Consider the following 20,086-nt stretch of genomic DNA (forward strand, 5'->3'; position numbering starts at 1 on the left):
GTTTCCATTAATAAAATGGAAGTGTATTTTTGAGTTGCATGATGACAAAAATATTGTTGATCAAGACTGGAGCTGCCGGTGACGTTGTTCGTACAACCGTTTTATTGAATGCCCTGCAAGGCGCTGTTACCTGGGTAATCGACAGCAGATACGAAGCCATTTTACCAATCCGGCATCCTAATTTGCACCGGGTGGTTACTTTAGAGCAAGCGCAGACCGCCCTGCAGCATGAAATCTTTGATCACACAATTTCCCTCGAAGAAGACATGGCCTGTGCCTTGCTCGCCAGCAAAATACCTACCAAAAAGATCACCGGTATTTATGTAGAGAACAAACATCTCGTGTACACCAATGATGCCGCGGGGTGGTACGATCTGAGCCTGGTTTCCACGCTCGGCCCTACAGCCGCCAATGAGGCCAAGAAGAAAAATACCGCTACTTTTCAGCAATTATTATTGAGCATGTTCGGGCTTTCGTTTAGCAACGAACCTTATTGCATTTACCGCAACTTTCAAATAAAACGCGATCAGCGGCTTATTGGCATTGAAACAAGGGTAGGAGCGCGCTGGCCCAATAAAGGCTGGAGCGGTTATCCGGCACTGATAAACAGGCTGCAGCACCTGGGATACGAATGCAGGCTGTTTGAAGAGCGGGATAACATTACTGAATATTTAGATGATATTGCCGGCTGTGGCTTTATTATTTCCGGCGATACCCTGGCCATGCACGTGGCTATGGCTTACCAGATTCCCTCCATTGCTATTTTTAACTGTACCAGTCCCGCCGAAATTTACGATTACGGCTCCCTGCGAAAAATAGTAAGCCCGCTGTTAAAACAGTCATTTTACAAGACCCATTTTTCACAGGCTGTTATTGATTCCATATCAGTTGATGAGGTATATGCCGCCTTTCTGCAACACGCGGGCATTAATGCCTGGCAAAAAGTGTAGGATTTCTTGCCCGCACTTTGGCAATGGTATATTCCTTTGAGTTGGCCAGCGCATGCTGCTGCCAGTTTTCGTAATCTTCTTTTTGCTGATAAAGACCTTGTAGAAAATCAACCAGGTGGTTGATGGACGCATACCGGAAACAACTACTCTCCAGTGTAGCCGAGATACGCAACGATTGCGGGGTGATAAAAGGCCGGGCATGCTTAATGACATCGAACATATTGCCCGATGATTTGGAAATGCCATAGGTTTCGGGAATGGCAAAACAAATGGCCGTATCTACCACGGAAGGAATAAAAATAAAGTGGGCGTTGTTCAACTGTTTGTCAAATTCATCCTGGTGCACCAGGTGGGTATCGTATACTGTTATTTTTGAGAAAACCGTTTTGAAAGCGGCTGCCTGTTGTATAATGGCTTTCCCATAATCATCTGAATGCCCGCCAAGCAACGTAATATGCAAGCGTAACTGGCTTGCTTCCGCCGTTTTCAGCAGTTCAAGCACCTGTTGATAATCCCGCCGCTTTTTATCCAGTGAACCCGGTACTACCAGGTGTATATATTCGCCGATGCGCAATGACCATTGTTCGCTTTCAAACACGGCGCCGGGAATGTTATGGATCTGGTTTTTTCCTTGTGTTGTTTCGCGTAAATAATCCACCATGGTATCAGATACCACATTGAATTCTTTCACGCGTTTTACCAGGGCTTTTTTCCCAATGTGATGAATGAGTTCACGCACCCGGAACGACCAGCGGGATTTGAATAAGCAATTAATATCATGCACGGTTATTACCACGCGGGCAATGCGAAGCAGGCCGATCACCCAGGCATAAAACAGGTGGTTATTGCTGATGGTATTTAAATAGAAAAGATCCAGTTGATGTTTTTTGGCCGCTTTGTACAATTGCCTGAAAAAACGCCATTTGCCGCCGCTATTATCCAATATTTCCCATTGAAACCGGTTTACATCCTGTTTAAACAGATCGGCAAAGCGCTCATAGGTACCGGCATTGGTAAAAATGACCACTTTGTTGGCAGGCATATCAAACAATTGAATGACCGGGTACGACCCTTCAAAATGCTCCATTTCAAAAATGCCTGTTTTCATATCGATTATAATAAGGAAAAGCTAAATTTGGCAATAAAATTATACCGTTTTCAATATAAACCATAAAACAAATAGTGAACAATACTATCACCAGGAAATATTTTCCATTGTTTCAAAAACTATCCTCTTCCCCCGTTTATCTGTATCCATTCCTGATCGTACTATATTTTGTTTTGCATGAATGTAATGCCAACTTTGGACTTATACCGGTTCCATTTTCTGTATGGTTTGCATTTTGTTACCTGTTTGTTACCCTGGTTATTTTCCTGCTTGCTTCCTGGTATTTTAATAAAGCTACAAAGTCACTGTTGTTTACAGCCCTTATTGTTATTATTCTTTTATTTTTCGGGGCCATGCACGATTTTGTAAAGAAACTATCCGTTCCTGATCTTTTTAAGCAATACCGTTTCTGGCTGCCTTTTTTATCGGCTATAGTAATAGGCTCGATCATTTTTCTTAGAAAGTCGGCCAAAGAGTTTTTATCCTTAAACAGGTACCTGTTTATTACATTCGGGGTGCTGTGTATCTGGGAGCTGTTACATCTTGGTTTTAATGTCGTTTCCAAAGAAAATAAAAATAACATCTTATTTGCCGATACCAGCTTCGATAAAAAGTTACATCCTGCATATGATTCAACCCAATCATCTCCATCGATCTATTTTATTATCCTGGATGCTTTTACAAGTTCTTCCTGCTTAAAGAAAGAGTTTAATTATGACAATGCGGGGTTAGACAGCTTTTTAACCGGGAAAGGATTTTATATTGTTACCAATTCAAAAAGCAATTATCCGGTTACCCCTTATTCTATTGCCTCCTTCCTGAATTTTTCTTACCTGAAAGATGAAGTCACTGCCCAGGAAATGACTGCCCGCGACAGGATAAGGGGCGGTACATCGGTTGGCGCTAACCGGCTGGTGCCTTATTTGGAAAGAAAGGGGTATAATATTTTCAACTATTCCATCTTCAATTTAAACGGCCATCCTGTTCAGGGTGCTGATTATTTTTATTCCCTGAAACAAAGAATGTTGAGCGGTCAAACGCTCCTGGGAAGAATACAACGGGATATTTTCTGGAATGTTAGAACGTTTATCGGACAATCGCCAAAAGAATACCATAAACAGATGGTAAAGCATTCGAACGATTACATTTACGATAAATTAAATGGGCTCAAAGCCGCCGCCGGCTATCCTTCTACAAAACCTAAATTCGTTTATTGTCACCTGATGTTGCCGCATGGTCCCTATATTTTTCACCGGGATGGAACGTTTGTACAGGATAGCGAACAGAAACCTGCCGACGAAAAAAAAGCATATCTTGATCAACTGATCTTTGCCAGACAACTTTTAAAGTCAGCGATCAATACTATATTTAAAAAAGATACCTTAAACAAAATTATCGTAGTGGCAGGTGATCATGGATTCAGGGATTATGGTACCAGTGATAAGATCCCCCAGACCTTTGAGAACTTACATGCTATTTATTTTTATGACAAAAATTATCAGTCGCTGCATGATTCCTTAACGCCGGTAAATACATTCCGGATTGTATTGAACCAGTATTTCCAGGAACATTTAGTTCCATTGCGCGATACCAGTATTTTTGTCTATGATCCGTTTTGATACGGCACACATACATCAAAGAAACTTTGTTATAATATAACTTGGCAAACTTAAAAAAAAATTTAGTCTACAATTTCCTGCTATCCTTTAGCCAGGTCTTGATGCCCCTTATTTCAATACCTTATATCTCAAGGGTATTAACCCCCGAAGGCATTGGAAAAGTAAGCTTCATTGATTCATTGAGCTATTGTTTTGTAACGATTGCCGAATTTGGCATTGTAGTATATGGGATCCGTGAAATAGCTAAGGTTAAACAGAATAAGAATGAATTGCACAAGTTGGTGTTGGAACTGGTGGTACTGCATTGCATAACATCGGCCATTACACTGATCTTTTACGGTATTACGGTTTATATTCTCTGGCAAAAGATCCAGGATATCAGGCTGGTCTTTTTTTCTGTATCGTTCCTGCTGGTTAACGCCTTTGCCTGCGAATGGTATTTCTGGGGACTTGAAAAATTCAGGTATATCACCATCCGGTCATTTATTAGCCGGTTACTGGGGCTTATTGCTTTGTTTATTCTCGTAAAAGCCCCGCCTGATTATTATATTTATTATGGAATTATTACCACCGCAGCCATCATTAACCTGCTTACCAACCTGGTGAACGTATTCAGGAAAATACCAATAACCTTACAAAAGGTACAATGGAAACGCCACCTGAAACATACGTTAACCACCTATTTCATCAGTTTGGTGTATGGAATTACGGTTTGGCTCGATAATGTGCTGTTAGGCATTGTAAGCACGGCGGCAGTGGTAGGCATTTATTCCATGTCAATAAAAATGATCAGGGTAGGCGTGAGCGTTTTTACAGATATGTTCCTGGTTTTATATCCCCGCACCACAACGTTGTTATACCAGGAAAAAGACAAAGAATTACAGCAAACCATTTTGCAGTCCGTTCAGCTGGTGTTTATCATCACCATTCCGGCATCCATTGGTATTTTTTTAATGGCGGAACCGTTGGTAAACGCCTTACTGGGCGTGCATTTTTCCGGGGTAAGCAGGAACGTTCAAATACTGGCATTGCTGCCGCTGATAAAAACTTACAGCCTGTTTTTGAATAAACAGATCTTAATGTCGCATGGAAAAGAAAAACTGCAACTATATGGTCTTATCATCGGAAGTAGTGTTTATATTTTGTTGATGCTGGGGCTATCTTATTACCTGCACGACCGGGGCGCCTGTTATGCCATGATCATTGGGGAACTCATTATTCTGGCCGTGGGTTTCGGGTATGTAAGAAAAAACTTCCCGGGCCTTCAGATATTCGATACAACCTCGCTCTTGCAATCCATCTTTGCCTCATTACTGTTCATTCCCGTGATCTGGGCATTGAAAACGTATCTTGCATCGCCGGTACTGATCGTGCTGCTGGCCCTGTTGATTTGCGTGCCTGTTTACTTTTTAGTGCAATTGCTGGTGATGAAAAATAAGCTGGTGCTTCAATTATACGGGTCGGCCATGGCTTCCCTGAAAAAAAATATTGTCAATACACAATCATAACGCCCGCTATGCCTATTCCCAATAAATATTTTATTCAGGAACATTTGCACCGGGAAGTATTTCATGGCGGCATTGGTAATGTAGATGCAGAAAAGAATTTTATAGCCAAAGGGTATCAGCCGATCGAATTCCCCGGCACGTATGATTTTTCAATAGGGTCAAAGTGGAAAAGACTGCTCTATTTGATCAGGCTTTTGTTCAGGATCCGCTCCGGCGACCTGGTCATTTTTCAATTTCCATTATATGCAAAGGTTCACGAACTGTTACTAACCTTATTACGAATAAAAGGGGTGAAGATCGCTTGTTTGATCCTGGATATAGATGGATTGCGCAATGGGAACGACAATGTGCTTGAAAAAGAAAAAAAAGCGTTTCGCCGGTTCCGCCTGTTTATTGTGCACAATGAACGGATGCGCCAATGGTTACAACCTATAGTGCCGCACGCCACCATTGCAGAGTTGCAATTCTTCGATTTTTTAGCCACACCGGTACATCAACACCGGTCAAAAGATACCCACATCATTATTGCCGGTGACCTGCAAAAAAATGCCTTCATACAAAAGCTGGGGCAACTAACACCACTAACCTTTTCTATATACGGCGCCGGTTATTCCGAATACAATGCGTTTCCCGAAAATGCAACCTATAAAGGGGTGTTTCCGCCTTATGAGCTCGTGCAACATTTACAGGGATCATTCGGGCTGGTTTGGTATGGACCGGAGATCGAAAGCTTCGCCGGCAATTATGGAAGTTATCTTACTATTATTACTCCACATAAGCTGTCCCTTTTTATCATGGCGGGCATCCCCCTTATTGTGCCGGCCACATCGGCCAGTGCAATATTGGTAAAACAATACGGTATTGGGTGTACGATAAACCGGTTATCAGAGATTGGCGAAGTCATCAAAAATATAAGCGACTCAGCATACCAGCAGATGGTTGAGAATACCCGCCCGCTGGCTGTACAATTAAGCCAGGGTCACTTTATGAAAAGTGCGCTTACTGAGCTCGAACAAACAGTTTATGGAAATTGATCAGGGTGAGATTAAGTATTAAAAACTCAAAAAAATTGGCATCGGCCATTAAATAGAAACCAACAGGCAGCAAAATTGACAATATAAACAGGTAGTGATCGAATTTGCGGGTAAAGAACCCAACAATAAACAATCCTTCCAGCAGCATACCCACCAGGTACGCACCATTTACCCAGGCCGGGTGTTGCAACGACCAGCGATACAAACCAGCCTGCAACGTATTGGGTTCAAAGTATAAAAAGGCGGCCACGTTCTTTTTCATAATAAGCAATCCCTGGTCGGGGTGCAGCCAGGACAACCGGAACAACTTCCATAAAAAAGCATCGGCATAGGCAAAAAGCAAAAAATAACGAAGACCCTGCCACAGAAAATTAAATGATTTGTAGTCAGCAACGGTAAACGGAATGGCGATAAACAGAAACCCGATCTTATGATTGGTGTGATGGGTGCCAAACGTGTTGAAGGTGATAAAATAAATAAAGTACAGGATAATGAACGACCAGCAATACAACCGTTTCTCCGGGTACATGAACGACAAAATACAGGATGCAAACAACGCAGTATCGAATGTACAGGCCATTACAAAATTACCGGTTATAAGTTCCGGTATGCCCAAATAATGCATGATCCAGTAAGTAGGATCTACATACGGGAACTTAATAACAGGTTTTTGCAACTGGTGTAATAACGTGTTGGAAAAAAACGACCACACCAGCGCTCCCAGCAGCAATGCAAATACGATGCGGGCTATGCGCTTTCGTTCCCAGGGGGTATAGAAACTGATATGTGCTACGGTTTTTCCCATGTTGCGAACAGGTGAACGGTATCTGTAACTAAATTTTGATCGGTATAATGTGCTTTTATTACCTCCATGCGCAGGGAATGAACAGGTATATTGGTCACCTGTTGCAGGTAACGCGCGTACCAATCTAAAAAAGCCTGTTGTTGCGGCCCGGTATTGGAGAACGATCTTTCCAGGAAATCAATTTTGTCATAATGCTGATGCAGTTTTGATTGCAAAAAGCTGACAGTAGGATCTACGTTATTGTTGTCTTCTATTTTTTTGTAATACGCCAGGGGGCTATACAGGTAAAAACGCGTATCGGTGGTATAATAATCATACACATTCACCACCGTGCTGTCGTTAATGGTGGTTTTTAAAATTTCATATTGTTGTACCGGCTTTTCTTTTTCTGAATACATGCCCCATACAAAAAAAGGCGTTACTTCATCGCCTAATAAATTGCCGCATACGGTAAGCATGGTAAATGCTGTCAGGATGTAGCACAATTTTCTATTGTGTTGCCAGACTTGATATAGAAAAGTCCCTTTCATTAGAAGTCAGTTTAGCTAGTAGTAAGTAGCTAGTGGCTAGTAGAAGAAATAAATGTATTTCCTACTTGCTACTCGCTTCTCGCCACTTGCCTGCAACTACATGCCACTTTTTTATTTATTACTTTAAAACTTACTATTATTAACTCACTTTAATTTTCCAACCAACTCAACATACTCCTGCATAGAACTTTCTTTCGACTTCCCCTTCATCTCTTCCCAGGCATTGTATTTGGCTTTGGCAACAAAATCGAACATATTGGAAGGCGGATCTACATTAACATCGCCTTCGGTGGCTTGTTTGTACAGTGCATATAATTGTAACAGAATGTCATTGCCCGGTTTTTCGGTTAAGGTTTTGCTGCGGCTTACGGCCTGTTCAAATGATTCCTGGATAGTCATGGTTAATTTTTTTGATTGGTGCGAAAATAGGCGTTTCCGGTCACTCCCGGTAGTGGGCAGGACAGATCATGAAAGCGCATTAAATATATGTAATAAATTTATCGCCAATATATCTATTGATATATGATTAAAATCATTCTTTATATACAAGAAATCACGAACTTTAAACAAATGTATATTTCATGAGAACGGTAGACGATCTTATTGCCAGCAAACCGCGTCCGGAAAATATCATCAAGCCCGATGTATTGGTTATTGAGGCCCTGCACCTGCTTGACCAGGTAAACCTGAGTTACCTTATTGTAATGGAAGGGGACGCTTACAAAGGCGTTTTTTCGGAACGCGATTACAGTCGCAACGTAGTATTAAAAGGCCGCAGCAGCCGCGAGGCCCAAGTTCAGGAAGTAATGACCACCGATTTGCCGGTAGTAGCGCCTAATGATACGGTGGAACATTGTATGACCCTGATGGCAAGAAGTAAAGCGCGGTACCTGGTGGCCCTCGATAACAGCCAGTTTATGGGTATTATTACCATTCATGATCTGCTTCGGCAGGTATTGGCCAACCGCGCAGAGGTTTTTGACGATGCCTTAGCTCAAAAACTTATAGATACAGCTGAAGGTAGAGGAAGGATATATTAGTTTATGGTTTATTGTTTATAGTTTATGGTTGCTTCGCCATTCGAAACTGCGAATTGCTGGCGACAATCCTGAAAATCAAAGTTGCCGGATTTATTAAGACTTCTAATAAATCCGGCAACTAACTATAAACCAAAAACTATAAACAATAAACTGTATTACCAGCTATCTGTTCTGAAATTATTCACCGGTAATCCTTCTTTCCCGAATAAATTACCAATTGCTGTGTTGGTAAATCCATACCGCACGGCCACCGGTTCCTTTACTTGTTTGCTCCACACCACCAATTGGTTATTCTCAATTTTTGCTTCGGCAGGGTAGAACTGCTGATCACTACCAGCCACATACACTTCGGTAATGGTTTTTCCTTTGGCCATCAATCCGGTAGGCGCATTATCAAAACTGAGATACACTTTGCCCTTCTTTACTTCCATGCTTTTATACATCGGGCTTTTATAAACAATGCCTTCTTTTTTATAGGTATCGTGCAGTGCCCAGTTGGCCAGGCGGGCACCCACATCATGTTTATTGGCAGGGTGAATGTTGCTGGTATCTTCCACCAGGTCGGTAATAACTACCATGCCTGTTTGCGGATGCGCCATGGCTTTGGTTTGCTGTTCGCGCAACAACGCGCCAATTAACGGGGTGCCGTATTTAAAGGGCGCTATCTGCACATAGTAGAAAGGAAATTCCTTGTTCCATGCCTTGCGCCAGCTATCGATCATGGTAGTAAATAATTTGCTGTAGGTGGCCGACGTGCCTGTATTGCTTTCACCCTGGTACCAGATAGAACCGGCAATAGCGTAGTTGACAAGGGGTGCGATCATGGCATTGTACGTATAACCGGGGGTGATGGGCCAGCGGGCATCGGCTTGTTGCTTTGCAGCAGCGGCTTTCAGCTCGGCATCGGTAATAACTTTGGAGTCGGGCGTCCATACTTCGGCCGGTGTGCCACCCCAGCTTGAATTGATCAAACCGATAGGCACATTCAGCTCCTTATTTAATTTCTTACCAAAGAAATAGCCCACGGCGCTGAAGAATTTCAGGGTGTTTGAATCGCAAACGGTCCATTTTGCGGCGCAATCATCCTGCGGATAAACAGCCGTGGTTTTGGGGATATGAAAAAAGCGGATGTTTGAATTATAAGCAGTAGGTAATTCCGCACCAATATCGGGCAGTTTGTTGTAATAATTCCATTCCATATTCGACTGGCCCGAGCAAACCCATACTTCACCGATGAGTACGTTTTCGAGCACGATGGGCGTATTGGTATTGCTGCCCCAAATGGTAATTGTATAGGGACCGCCGGCGGCAGGCGTTTGAATGGAAACCTGCCAGTTGGCGTCACGGGTGCCTTTTACAGAATCTGTTTTGTTATTCCAGGAAGTGGTGATGGCTATTTTTTCACCGGGGCTGCTCCAGCCCCACAGTTTTACGGTTGATTGTTGCTGCAATACCATATTGCTGCTGAGTACCGCTGGCAGGCGTATGGCGGCAGGAGAACTGATGACAAGTGTACACAAGAAAAGGAGCGATGACCATTTTTTCATATATAAATTTAAAAATCCCAAAAAACAAAACCCAAACTCCAAAAAATAAATACTCAAAAACCAAAACCCAAGCGCCAAAATGCTGCATTAGCAAATCTTGTAATTTGAGTATTGAATTTTGAGATTTTTTGGTTCTTGTGATTTGAATTTTGGGTTCTTTTATTTGGTTCTTGTGATTTGCGATTTGGAATTTGACCTGGTTCTTGTAATTTGAATTTTGTGATTTGTTCTTCTATTTTAGCCAATAATCATTTCGGGTTTCCAATTGAAGGTAACGTTAACCTCAATATCCGGATGAATGCTGTACATAACGGGGCAGGTATTGGCTGCACGTTCCAGGATGGTCTTTTGCTTTTCATCTACCTGCAGGGTATCCGGGAAATGAAATGTTAAATTTATGCCACCAATCCGGCGTGGATCTGACTTCATGATCTTTTCTACATCTATTTTAATGCCTTTGATATCAAGATCCATATCGCGCGCTTTGATGCCCATGATCGTTAGCATGCAGGTCCCCAGGGCAGTTGCCACCATATCGGTCGGCGAAAAGCGTTCTCCCAAACCCTGGTTATCTGGTGGCGCGTCAGTTTCAATAACGGATCCGGATTTTATATGTGTACAAACCGTTCGCAGATTTCCTTCGTAAACTACTGTTGAGGTCATTATGTATATTTTTGCCTTAAATTTACGTTTAATAATCAAATCATAGCCAGTGAAGAAATTTGTTTTGTTCCTTTTGGCTGGTACGCTTGCATCCACTTTGTGGGCGCAGACTAATCCAACTCCCAAATCGCCAACCGCAAAAAAAGACAGGCAGGCCGCAAAACGTGAAAGGATCAATAACCTGCTAAAGCAGGAGGAGGAAGGAGAAATTATTTTTAGTAAGCAAAGCATTTTCGGCTTAAAATTAAATACCGATGGCTACGGACTTTCCTACGAAATAGGACGGTTTAAAAGCGCCCGGGTAGCCAATATCTTTCAGTTGGAGATAAACGAGAAAAAGCATAAAAAAGAAAAGCGCACCTCTCTGCTGAACGGTTTTAACTTCAATAGCGTCATTTTCGGTAAACTCAATAATTTTTACCAGGTAAAACTTGGTGTGGGCCAGCAACGCATTATTGGCGGTAAAGGCAATAAGAACGGGGTAGCGGTTATGGCTGTTTACACCGGCGGGTTGAGCATTGGGTTGGAAAAACCGTATTATGTAGACGTGATCGACAATGCCCAGCAACGGTATCGCAAAACCTATCCCGATATTACCGACAGCGGCTATATAGAGCAAGGTGCGTCTGGATTTACCGTGGGATGGAATAAAGTGCAGCCTAAATACGGTTTGCATGCCAAAGGCGCCCTTCGTTTTGACTATGGCCGGTTCAATGAAACCATTTCGGCCATTGAAGTAGGGCTGAATGCAGAATACTATCTTACCAAAGTAGCCCAAATGGCCTATAACCCTGAAAAGAATTTCTTCTTCAACGCCTATATTTCATTGCTGCTGGGCCGGCGAAAGTCGTAACAAAAGCTAGTGGTAAGTAGTAAGTAGCTAGTAGGAAATACCAAAAGGGCTTCCCACTAGCTACTTGTCATTTATAAACTAACTGCATTTCCCCACTAGCCACTGGCCTCTAACCACTAGCCGCTGATTTATACACTCTTACGGGATAACTAAAAGCCTCCCATTACGCACTTTTGTGTTATTTTTGTGGGCGTTTAGCCATACCTTTTCCAGTAGCGAGTTATATATCAATTTGTTATAATCAGCCGAGTTAACCTTTTGGGTTTTGTTGTGTTATAATACCGTGAGCAACCATAAGGTATAATTAGAATATAAAGACATATGCAGGAATTACCCGTTATCAGTAATGTAAATGAATCAACCTCTGTTGTAAAAAAGCCCAACTGGCTGCGCGTGAAATTACCTACCGGCGAAAATTACCGGCATGTGCGCAACCTGGTTGATCAACATAAACTGCACACCATTTGTGAAAGCGGCAATTGCCCTAATATGGGTGAATGCTGGGGCGAAGGAACGGCTACTTTTATGATCCTGGGTAATGTGTGTACCCGCAGTTGCGGTTTTTGTGCGGTAGCTACCGGCCGGCCCGATGCCGTTGACTGGGACGAACCACAACGCGTAGCAGAAGCCATTCATTTGATGAAAGTAAAGCACGCCGTATTAACTTCTGTTGACCGCGACGAGTTGAAAGACGGCGGCAGCATCATCTGGCACAATACCATTAAAGCCGTAAAATCACTAAATTCCGATACTACACTCGAAACGCTGATCCCCGATTTTAAAGGCAAGGCGGAAGATATACAGCGCGTTATTGACGCAGCCCCTGAAGTAGTGTCGCATAATATAGAAACTGTTGAACGCCTCACCCGGCAGGTTCGCATTCAGGCCAAATACCGCCGCAGCATGGAAGTGCTGAAGATCCTGAAACAAGGCGGCATGCGCACCAAAAGCGGTATCATGTGCGGACTGGGCGAAACAAAGGAAGAAGTATTACAAACCATGCAGGACCTGGTTAACAGCGGGGTAGATGTAATAACGCTGGGCCAATACCTGCAACCCACCCGCAAGCATTTACCGGTTGTGCGTTTTGTGCACCCCGATGAATTTGCCGAATACCGCGAAGCCGGTTACAACATGGGCTTTGATTATGTAGAAAGCGGACCGCTCGTTCGTTCCTCTTATCATAGCGAACGCCATGTAATACCAGGATATGGTAAGAATAAATGGCTTCAGGAGAAACAAATGTTGAATATTGAATAATGAATGCCGAATGTCGAAGGCGGAAGAACGTAGAGGCATTCGATATTGATTATTATTTTGGATTTTACTTCGACATTCAACATTGAACATTCGATATTCAATATTTATAGTGGACATTCGATATTCAATATTAATAACGATCTGCTTTTTGCCCCTTTGGGGTTTTAGCCAACTTCACTGGGCAAAGGCAAACAATGAATTCGACAGCCTGCCTGGTTCCATTCGTGTTTTTAAAACTTCCGATTCATTAAACGGCCGCCCTTTTAAAGCATATTGCGTTGAAGTGCGGCTGAAAGACAAGCGCCTCGACTTCACCGCCCAAACGGGCGCGGGTAGTTGCTATACCCCCTCGCAATTTTATTCCAAAGAAGGAAAGCCGTATATAGTAGTGAACGGTGGGTATTTCTCTTTTCAAACCCACCAAAACCTGAATGTGATCATCCGCAACGGTAAAATGGAAGCGTATAATATTCCCGCGTTGAAAAGCCTGTTCAGCGATTCGTTCTACTATGCCACGCGCAGCGCTTTTGGCATCAGTAAAAAACGCCTGCCCGATGTTGCCTGGCTGTTCACCGACACGGCCAAACGATGGCCTTATGCCTTTCAAACCCATCCCATTATTGCCAAAGGCGGCAACCCAGATCCTTCGTTTACCGACCTGCGTACCATTGAACAATGGAACTGGTGGAAGATGCATACCGCCATTGGCGGCGGTCCGGTACTGGTGCAGGAAGGCTCGGTATTTATTACGAATAAAGAAGAACAGTTGTATGCGTTTGAAAGAAACGACCGGCACCCGCGTACCGCCATCGGGTATACCCGCAATCACCGGTTGATTATCCTGGTTATACAGGGCCGTTCGCCCGGGGTTTCGGAAGGCGCTACATTAGATGAAACCGCCCGCATGCTGGTTGACCTGGGTTGTGTTGAAGCGATGAACCTCGATGGGGGTGGCAGCAGTTGTTTGCTGATCAATGGCAGGGAAACGATTCAGCCGGCAGATGGGGGAGCACAAAGGCCAGTGGCGAGTGTGTTTATTGTGAAAGAGAAAGAACCTAAGAAGAGGAAATAATATCGAATATCCAATATTGAATGTAAAATGTCGAAGTAAATACAAAATAATTTCTGTAATTACTTCGACATTCGTTATTCGACATTCGTTATTCGACATTCAATATTCTAAACAACCTTATCCGTCTTCGCTTCCCAAACCAACGCACTGGCGCCAAGAATCGCCGCATCCGCTTCGCGCAGTTCAGAGAACAACAGTTTTACTTTGTTCTGGAAAATAGGAAGCAGGTTCTTTTCCATGTGTTCGCGGGTTGGGTTCAGGATCAGGTCGCCGGCCTTCGTCATACCGCCGAATAAAATAATGGCTTCAGGCGAAGAGAACATCACAAAATTGGCCAGAGCCAGTCCCAATACCTCACCGGTAAATTCATACACTTCCTTCGCAATGGCATCTCCCTGTACAGCGCATTCGTAAACAATACGGGAATCAATTTCTTCCTTGGCAAAATTCCGCAACAGGCTATCCTGCCGTGGGTCCCGCTCCAGGAATTCGAGGGCGGTGAGCGTAACGCCGGTCGCGGAGGCATACGCTTCCAGCGAACCGCGCAAACCGGTGCCTTTATGTAAACGGCCCCCGGGAATAATGGTGGTATGCCCCAGTTCTCCGGCAAAACCATCGTGACCCAGGATCAGTTGTCCGTTCGCCACAATACCGCTGCCCACGCCGGTACCCAGGGTGATCATTATAAAATCGCGTAAACCACGGGCCACGCCATACATCATTTCACCTACTGCTGCTGCATTGGCATCGTTGGTGAGGGCGCAGGGTACGCCGAATTTATCGTTCATTAACTGCTGCAAGGGGATAAGGCCTTTCCACGGTAAATTCGGAGCATATTCAATAGTGCCTTTATAATAGTTACCGTTGGGAGCGCCAATGCCAATGCCGCGAATGGCATTAATGCCGCCAACCTGGTCAATGGCCGGGGCCAGGGCGCTGGCCAGTTCTTCAATATAATCCGCCACTTCTTTGTGTTTGCGGGTTGAAATGGCTCCCCGGTACGAAATATCACCCCGGTGATCTACAATTCCAAAAACGGTGTTGGTGCCGCCAATATCTATTCCGATGGCATACTCTTGTTGTCTCATTGCTATAATTCAGTTTCTTTAGTTTCAGTCATAAACAGCCCGTCGCGGACCATTTTTGCGGCGTGAAGATACCATCTATTTGTGTATTAATGAGCGCCTCCGCTCTCAAGTTTATCATAATCAATGCCCTGAGACTTTAAAATTGCTTTGGCCCTGATGGCATAAAAAGCCAGGTAGGCAAAACAAAGTACACCTACAATAAACGAAGCCTGAATGCCCAGCATTTTTTCATCGGCCAACCAGCCCTGGAGCAAACTGATAAATGCACCCCCCATGATCATCATGATCAGGAATGTGGCGCCTTCGTTGGTTTTACCACCTAAACCGGCAATGGCCAGGGTAAAAATACAGGGCCACAGAGTAGAACAAAACAGCCCAACGCTGGTGAATGCGTAAACGCTCACCCAACCCTCTGCTATCATACCGATTATTAAACCGGCCATGCCAAATGCAGAGAAGATCAGCAACTGGCGGGCAGGGTTGCCTTTACTCAGCAGGTCGCCAATGATCAGGGCAACGATCACACCGGCATAGATATAGAAGGGCGTAATATCGTGGTTAGCTATTTTATTGATCAGCAGAAAAACGCCAAATGCCAGGTAAGGCATAATAAAGCGCAAAACAGATTTAACGCCGGCACTCAGGTTAAAGGCGCCGATAGAAGACGTCCAGCGGCCCATCATTAAACTGGCCCAGTACAGGGAAACCCAGGGCGCAATGTTTTCGGTAGGAAAGGCAAGGCCGTTCTCATCCTTAAGGTGCTCGGTCATAAACTGCGGCAGGTTACTGGCCGTTGCCACTTCCACGCCCACATATACAAAAATGCCGATCATACCCAGCAAAAGCTGCGGGTAAGCCAGGGCACTACTATGGTTGGAGGCCGGCATCATAGGTTTGGCAGCCACTTCAGACGATTTATCGAGGTCCAGTTCAATATCTTCATGGTGTTCGATCTTGTTAGGAATAGGCGAGAGCTTGAAAATGATAGCTACCAGTATAAAAGCAGCACCCAACACCAGGTAAGGTGTTTTTACCGCGCCGATATCAGCCACCTGCTTTGCACCGGTAACAGAACCAAAAATAGCAAGGCTTACGATCACCGGACCAAGCGTAGTACCCAGGTTATTGATGCCCCCTGCCAGGCTTAAACGCTGCGAACCGGTTTTGGGATCGCCCATTACGATGGCCAGCGGATTGGCAGCCGTTTGCTGCAGGGAGAAACCCAGGCCCACAATAAACAAACCCGTGATCATGATCAGGAACGACTGGGTTTCGGCAGCCGGGTAAAACAACAGGGTACCCAGGGCTGAAATGAACAGTCCTAACGCTATACCGTTCTTATAACCAAGCTTATTTAAAATATCGCCGCCGGTAGCTTTACTAACCAGGAAATAAATTACTGAACCAACAGTATACGCTACATAGAATGCAAAAGAGATCATCTGCCCCTGCCAGGCTTCCAAATGTAGTTTCTCCCGGAAAACCGGGATCAGGATGTCGTTGCTGGCTGCCACAAAACCCCAGAAAAAGAAAACCGAAATTAACACTGCAAATTGCGACCATTTAGTTTGTTGGCTCATTGAAAGGTTGGTTTTAGTCTAAAGATGTTTTAAAAGTAATAAGATTTTACCACAGCCAGTTCCGATTTTTCTGGCGCTGGCACAGAATACAAACTGATACTTTTTTGTTACGTTTGGCAAATTACCGCTTTAACATAAAGCAGGCCCGGAATTTTTTTCAGGCCCTATATGGGGAACTGCGCGCATATTTGTGTCATACGTAGTATCTTTTGTAATCATTTTTTTTACATCTGCGCCATAAAATCAAAATCCTTCCTATATTGAACAACATTCCCTTTTATCATTAACCTGAAGATTTAGAATGGATATATTACATGTAAGCGCGGAGTGTTACCCAGTAGCGAAGGCAGGTGGGTTGGGAGATGTAGTAGGGGCCTTGCCGAAGTATATGAATGCGCTGGGGCATACGGCCCGGGTGGTAATGCCTATGTACCGCACCAAATTTTTATATACCAACGATTGGGACGTGGTTCATAAAGGAAACACCAACATGGGCAACTGGTGGTTTGAGTTTACCGTGATCAAGGAAAAGACCGATAAACTGGGTTTTGAATTATACCTGGTTGATGTGAACGGTTTGCTCGATCGCGAAAAAGTGTACGGCTACGATGACGATACCGAACGATTTACCGCCTTTCAGATCTGCGTGCTCGACTGGCTGAACTCCTGGAGCCAGCATCCCGATATCATTCATGTGCACGATCATCAATCGGGGTTGATCCCTTTTATGGTGAAGCATTGCCTCAGATACAGAGGGCTGGCGCATATAAAAACAGTACTCACCATTCACAATGCACAATACCAGGGCTGGATGCCGTGGGCCCGCAGTATACTCATTCCTCAATGGGATATGTGGAAATGGGGGATGCTCGACTGGAACAATACCATCAACCCGCTGGCCAGTGCCATCAAATGCGCCGATAAGGTTACCACCGTTAGTCCAAGTTACCTCGATGAGCTGAAATACATGAGCAATGGCCTGGAAGCCCTGTTCGAGTATGAAAAAGGAAAATGCGTGGGTATTCTCAATGGTATCGACGACAAGCATTGGGACCCGCAGGTAGATGAATATTTAGAACACCATTATTCTGTCAGCGACCTGGAAGCCGGTAAAGCAAAAAATAAAATGCTCCTGTGCGACCAGTTCAATCTTGATTTCGACAAACCGCTTATAGGATTTATCGGTCGCCTGGTAGGTGAGAAGGGAGCCGACCTGTTGCCCCAGGTGATCAGCGATTCGTTTTACTTTATAGGCAGGCGAATGAATTTCCTCGTATTGGGTAGCGGCTTCCCCGAAGTAGAAGCCGGGCTGGCTGCATTAAAACCATTATCGCAATACGATTACAACGTGTTTGTCGGTTACAACGAAGGGTTAAGTCACACCATGTACGCCGGGCTCGATTTTTTGTTGATGCCTTCGCGTGTGGAGCCATGCGGACTGAACCAGATGTATTCGATGCGGTATGGAACTGTGCCCATGGTACGCCGCACAGGCGGTTTAAAAGATACCGTTGTTGATTTTGGCGAAGTAAATGGCTATGGAATTTGTTATGATCAGGCCAGTATACCCGATATTACCCACGCGGTATGGCGGGCAGCCGGATTATACCACGATAAAGAAAAAATGAACCTCATCAGAAAGCATATGATGACGCTGGATTTTAGCTGGGAGACGAGTGTCAGGCATTATATTGATGTATACGAAAGTTTGTAATTAATTATTATATAACTTTAAGAAGAAGTCGGAAGCCTGAGGTCGGAAAATACCGGATGTGTTGCCTCTCTATTATTTTCGAACATGTATTTCAGACATCGGACTTCAGTCATCGGGCTTCTGACACACAATTCACAGAACATACAACCAAGAACTAAGAACCCGGATTAAAACATTTATCAATGAGTAACCAAGTGATTGCTGTCATTCTGGGAGGAGGAGCCGGTACACGACTTTATCCCCTCACCGCCAGCCGTTCAAAACCCGCAGTGCCTATTGCCGGAAAATATCGTTTAGTAGACATTCCCATTTCTAACTGTATTAACTCCGGTATTAACCGCATGTTTGTTCTAACGCAGTTCAATTCGGCTTCGTTGAACAAGCACATCAAAAACACGTATCACTTCAGCATTTTCAGCAGCGCATTTGTTGACATTCTGGCGGCAGAGCAAACCCCCGATAACCCATCGTGGTACCAGGGTACAGCCGATGCCGTACGGAAATCGTTACGCCACCTGAGTCAGCACGATTTTGAGTACGTGCTGATCCTTTCAGGCGATCAGTTGTACCAAATGGATTTCCAGGAAATGATCGCCAAACACCGCGAAAGCGGGGCCGATATTTCCGTTGCTACCATTCCGGTGCACGCCAAAGAAGCATCTGATTTTGGTATCCTGAAAGCCGATGCCAACGGCGCCATCACTTCTTTCATAGAAAAACCCAAACAGGAGCTGTTGCCCGACTGGACAAGCGAAACCAGTGAAGAAATGCAAAAGCAGGGCAGGGTATACCTGGCTTCCATGGGTATCTATATCTTCAATCGCAAACTGATCTTCGACCAGTTAACCGAAGAACACAAGAACGCCACTGACTTTGGTAAAGAAATTCTACCCAAATCAATCGGTGTGCATAAGATCATGAGCTATGAGTACGATGGTTACTGGACAGACATCGGAAATATCTATTCTTTCTTTGAAGCCAACCTGGCGCTGACATCAGATATTCCGCCATTCAATTTATTCGACAACAGCAACGCGGTTTATACCCGCGCACGTATGTTGCCACCTGCCAAGATCAGCGGCACTACGCTCGAAAAAACCATCATTGCCGAAGGCAGCATCATAAACGCCAGCCGCATTGAGAACAGTGTAGTAGGCATTCGCAGCCGCGTGGGGCATGGCACTACCATCGTGAGCAGCTATATCATGGGTTCTGATTATTTCGAGACCATTGAAGAAATGCAACACTCCGTAGAAAGAGGATTGCCTAAATTGGGCATCGGCGAGCGGTGTTACATTCGCAATGCGATCGTAGACAAGAACTGCCGCATCGGCAACGATGTGCGCATCAATGGCAGCAATCATCTCGAGAATACCGATCACTCGCTGTATACGATTAAGGACGGTATTGTGGTGGTGAAGAAAGGATCTATTTTACCCGATGGGTTTGTAATATAAAGCAAGGCATCGAGGCAATAAGGCAACAAGGCATAAAGGCATTAAAGTGGGTCTCCCTCAAAGGAGCCCACTTTTTTCTTTCAGCTTACAGCTTTCAGCTTACAGCTTATAGCTTACAGCTTATAGCTTACAGCTTATAGCTTACAGCTTATAGCTTACAGCTTATAGCTTACAGCTTATAGCTTACAGCTTATAGCTTACAGCTTATAGCTTACAGCTTATAGCTTACAGCTTATAGCTTACAGCTTATAGCTTACA

At 44.3% G+C, this 20,086-nt stretch carries 19 protein-coding genes; 10 read left to right on the top strand and 9 right to left on the bottom strand.

From position 1 onward, the window contains the following. The first annotated feature begins 38 nt into the window (after positions 1–38). Complete coding sequence (locus FAM09_RS30220) at positions 39–950, top strand: glycosyltransferase family 9 protein (protein WP_136580912.1); 912 nt, start codon at positions 39–41, stop codon at positions 948–950. On the opposite strand, the gene FAM09_RS30225 is transcribed toward FAM09_RS30220, so the two are convergent. After that, positions 928–2,058, bottom strand: coding sequence for a glycosyltransferase (locus FAM09_RS30225; protein WP_136580913.1), 1,131 nt, complete (start codon positions 2,056–2,058; stop codon positions 928–930). The two genes, FAM09_RS30220 and FAM09_RS30225, sit on opposite strands and share 23 nt — an antisense overlap. 74 nt (positions 2,059–2,132) lie before the next feature. Here FAM09_RS30225 and FAM09_RS30230 point away from each other — a divergent pair, with 74 nt between their 5' ends. From FAM09_RS30230 to FAM09_RS30240, 3 genes are read left to right on the top strand one after another with little or no spacing between them, the layout of a single operon-like run. Continuing rightward, the gene (locus FAM09_RS30230; RefSeq protein WP_136580914.1) at positions 2,133–3,677 is read left to right on the top strand and encodes a sulfatase-like hydrolase/transferase; all 1,545 of its coding nucleotides are present in this window, start codon (positions 2,133–2,135) and stop codon (positions 3,675–3,677) included. Between the two features lie 41 nt (positions 3,678–3,718). After that, the gene (locus FAM09_RS30235) at positions 3,719–5,185 is read left to right on the top strand and encodes a flippase (protein ID WP_136580915.1); all 1,467 of its coding nucleotides are present in this window, start codon (positions 3,719–3,721) and stop codon (positions 5,183–5,185) included. 8 nt (positions 5,186–5,193) lie between these two features. Next, complete coding sequence (locus tag FAM09_RS30240; RefSeq protein ID WP_136580916.1) at positions 5,194–6,219, top strand: hypothetical protein; 1,026 nt, start codon at positions 5,194–5,196, stop codon at positions 6,217–6,219. Here FAM09_RS30240 and FAM09_RS30245 read toward each other — a convergent pair. The 3 genes from FAM09_RS30245 to FAM09_RS30255 form a co-directional block, all read right to left on the bottom strand. Then, the gene (locus FAM09_RS30245) at positions 6,185–7,024 is read right to left on the bottom strand and encodes a hypothetical protein (RefSeq protein WP_136580917.1); all 840 of its coding nucleotides are present in this window, start codon (positions 7,022–7,024) and stop codon (positions 6,185–6,187) included. The genes FAM09_RS30240 and FAM09_RS30245 overlap by 35 nt on opposite strands. Then, positions 7,009–7,554: a hypothetical protein gene (locus tag FAM09_RS30250; protein ID WP_136580918.1), complete on the bottom strand. Its 546-nt coding sequence runs from the start codon at positions 7,552–7,554 to the stop codon at positions 7,009–7,011. The genes FAM09_RS30245 and FAM09_RS30250 overlap by 16 nt, the downstream gene beginning before the upstream one ends. A gap of 144 nt (positions 7,555–7,698) precedes the next feature. Then, a complete protein-coding gene (locus FAM09_RS30255) occupies positions 7,699–7,953 on the bottom strand; it encodes an acyl-CoA-binding protein (protein WP_136580919.1) in 255 nt (84 codons plus the stop codon). A gap of 182 nt (positions 7,954–8,135) precedes the next feature. Here FAM09_RS30255 and FAM09_RS30260 point away from each other — a divergent pair, with 182 nt between their 5' ends. Further along, positions 8,136–8,594 (top strand): CBS domain-containing protein, encoded by a 459-nt coding sequence (locus tag FAM09_RS30260; protein ID WP_136580920.1) that lies wholly within the window; start codon positions 8,136–8,138, stop codon positions 8,592–8,594. 155 nt (positions 8,595–8,749) lie between these two features. On the opposite strand, the gene FAM09_RS30265 is transcribed toward FAM09_RS30260, so the two are convergent. Genes FAM09_RS30265 through FAM09_RS30275 form a run of 3 tightly spaced genes read right to left on the bottom strand, consistent with a single transcriptional unit; the run spans position 8,750 to position 10,804 of the window. Continuing rightward, positions 8,750–10,141 carry a sialate O-acetylesterase gene (locus FAM09_RS30265; RefSeq protein ID WP_136580921.1) on the bottom strand — a complete coding sequence of 464 codons (1,392 nt, stop codon included), beginning with the start codon at positions 10,139–10,141 and terminating at the stop codon, positions 8,750–8,752. Positions 10,142–10,194: 53 nt separating this feature from the next. Further along, positions 10,195–10,386 (bottom strand): hypothetical protein, encoded by a 192-nt coding sequence (locus tag FAM09_RS30270; RefSeq protein ID WP_136580922.1) that lies wholly within the window; start codon positions 10,384–10,386, stop codon positions 10,195–10,197. Beyond that, the gene (locus FAM09_RS30275) at positions 10,379–10,804 is read right to left on the bottom strand and encodes an OsmC family protein (protein ID WP_136580923.1); all 426 of its coding nucleotides are present in this window, start codon (positions 10,802–10,804) and stop codon (positions 10,379–10,381) included. Before FAM09_RS30275 ends, FAM09_RS30270 begins: the two co-directional genes overlap by 8 nt. Before the next feature lie 49 nt (positions 10,805–10,853). Between FAM09_RS30275 and FAM09_RS30280 the strand changes: the two genes are divergently transcribed. The 3 genes from FAM09_RS30280 to FAM09_RS30290 all read left to right on the top strand — a co-directional run bounded on the left by FAM09_RS30280 (position 10,854) and on the right by FAM09_RS30290 (position 13,989). Beyond that, positions 10,854–11,657 (top strand): hypothetical protein, encoded by an 804-nt coding sequence (locus FAM09_RS30280; RefSeq protein ID WP_136580924.1) that lies wholly within the window; start codon positions 10,854–10,856, stop codon positions 11,655–11,657. 321 nt (positions 11,658–11,978) lie between these two features. Further along, positions 11,979–12,917 (top strand): lipoyl synthase, encoded by a 939-nt coding sequence (gene lipA, locus FAM09_RS30285; protein ID WP_136580925.1) that lies wholly within the window; start codon positions 11,979–11,981, stop codon positions 12,915–12,917. A 148-nt stretch (positions 12,918–13,065) separates the two neighbouring features. Further along, on the top strand, positions 13,066–13,989 hold the full coding sequence (locus FAM09_RS30290; RefSeq protein WP_166437321.1) for a phosphodiester glycosidase family protein: 924 nt from the start codon (positions 13,066–13,068) through the stop codon (positions 13,987–13,989). Positions 13,990–14,096: 107 nt separating this feature from the next. On the opposite strand, the gene FAM09_RS30295 is transcribed toward FAM09_RS30290, so the two are convergent. Continuing rightward, positions 14,097–15,077, bottom strand: coding sequence for an ROK family protein (locus FAM09_RS30295; RefSeq protein ID WP_136580927.1), 981 nt, complete (start codon positions 15,075–15,077; stop codon positions 14,097–14,099). An 86-nt stretch (positions 15,078–15,163) separates the two neighbouring features. Further along, a complete protein-coding gene (locus FAM09_RS30300) occupies positions 15,164–16,657 on the bottom strand; it encodes an MFS transporter (RefSeq protein WP_136580928.1) in 1,494 nt (497 codons plus the stop codon). A gap of 301 nt (positions 16,658–16,958) precedes the next feature. Between FAM09_RS30300 and FAM09_RS30305 the strand changes: the two genes are divergently transcribed. Together FAM09_RS30305 and FAM09_RS30310 are read left to right on the top strand one after the other, a co-directional pair. After that, positions 16,959–18,371, top strand: a complete 1,413-nt coding sequence (locus FAM09_RS30305; RefSeq protein ID WP_136580929.1) for a glycogen synthase — start codon at positions 16,959–16,961, stop codon at positions 18,369–18,371. A gap of 182 nt (positions 18,372–18,553) precedes the next feature. Next, a complete protein-coding gene (locus tag FAM09_RS30310) occupies positions 18,554–19,828 on the top strand; it encodes a glucose-1-phosphate adenylyltransferase (protein ID WP_136580930.1) in 1,275 nt (424 codons plus the stop codon). Positions 19,829–20,086: the final 258 nt, after the last annotated feature.

The sequence above is a fragment of the Niastella caeni genome (assembly GCF_004834005.1).
Taxonomy (GTDB): Bacteria; Bacteroidota; Bacteroidia; order Chitinophagales; family Chitinophagaceae; genus Niastella; species Niastella caeni.

Bases quoted from the DNA above. Each gene is read 5' to 3' on its own strand.
- FAM09_RS30250 (WP_136580918.1), bottom strand. From the start codon at position 7,554: ATGAAAGGGACTTTTCTATATCAAGTCTGGCAACACAATAGAAAATTG.
- FAM09_RS30300 (WP_136580928.1), bottom strand. From the start codon at position 16,657: ATGAGCCAACAAACTAAATGGTCGCAATTTGCAGTGTTAATTTCGGTT.
- FAM09_RS30255 (WP_136580919.1), bottom strand. From the start codon at position 7,953: ATGACTATCCAGGAATCATTTGAACAGGCCGTAAGCCGCAGCAAAACC.
- FAM09_RS30225 (WP_136580913.1), bottom strand. From the start codon at position 2,058: ATGAAAACAGGCATTTTTGAAATGGAGCATTTTGAAGGGTCGTACCCG.
- FAM09_RS30260 (WP_136580920.1), top strand. From the start codon at position 8,136: ATGAGAACGGTAGACGATCTTATTGCCAGCAAACCGCGTCCGGAAAAT.
- FAM09_RS30310 (WP_136580930.1), top strand. From the start codon at position 18,554: ATGAGTAACCAAGTGATTGCTGTCATTCTGGGAGGAGGAGCCGGTACA.
- FAM09_RS30245 (WP_136580917.1), bottom strand. From the start codon at position 7,024: ATGGGAAAAACCGTAGCACATATCAGTTTCTATACCCCCTGGGAACGA.
- FAM09_RS30295 (WP_136580927.1), bottom strand. From the start codon at position 15,077: ATGAGACAACAAGAGTATGCCATCGGAATAGATATTGGCGGCACCAAC.
- FAM09_RS30220 (WP_136580912.1), top strand. From the start codon at position 39: ATGATGACAAAAATATTGTTGATCAAGACTGGAGCTGCCGGTGACGTT.
- FAM09_RS30240 (WP_136580916.1), top strand. From the start codon at position 5,194: ATGCCTATTCCCAATAAATATTTTATTCAGGAACATTTGCACCGGGAA.
- FAM09_RS30275 (WP_136580923.1), bottom strand. From the start codon at position 10,804: ATGACCTCAACAGTAGTTTACGAAGGAAATCTGCGAACGGTTTGTACA.
- FAM09_RS30305 (WP_136580929.1), top strand. From the start codon at position 16,959: ATGGATATATTACATGTAAGCGCGGAGTGTTACCCAGTAGCGAAGGCA.
- lipA (WP_136580925.1), top strand. From the start codon at position 11,979: ATGCAGGAATTACCCGTTATCAGTAATGTAAATGAATCAACCTCTGTT.
- FAM09_RS30265 (WP_136580921.1), bottom strand. From the start codon at position 10,141: ATGAAAAAATGGTCATCGCTCCTTTTCTTGTGTACACTTGTCATCAGT.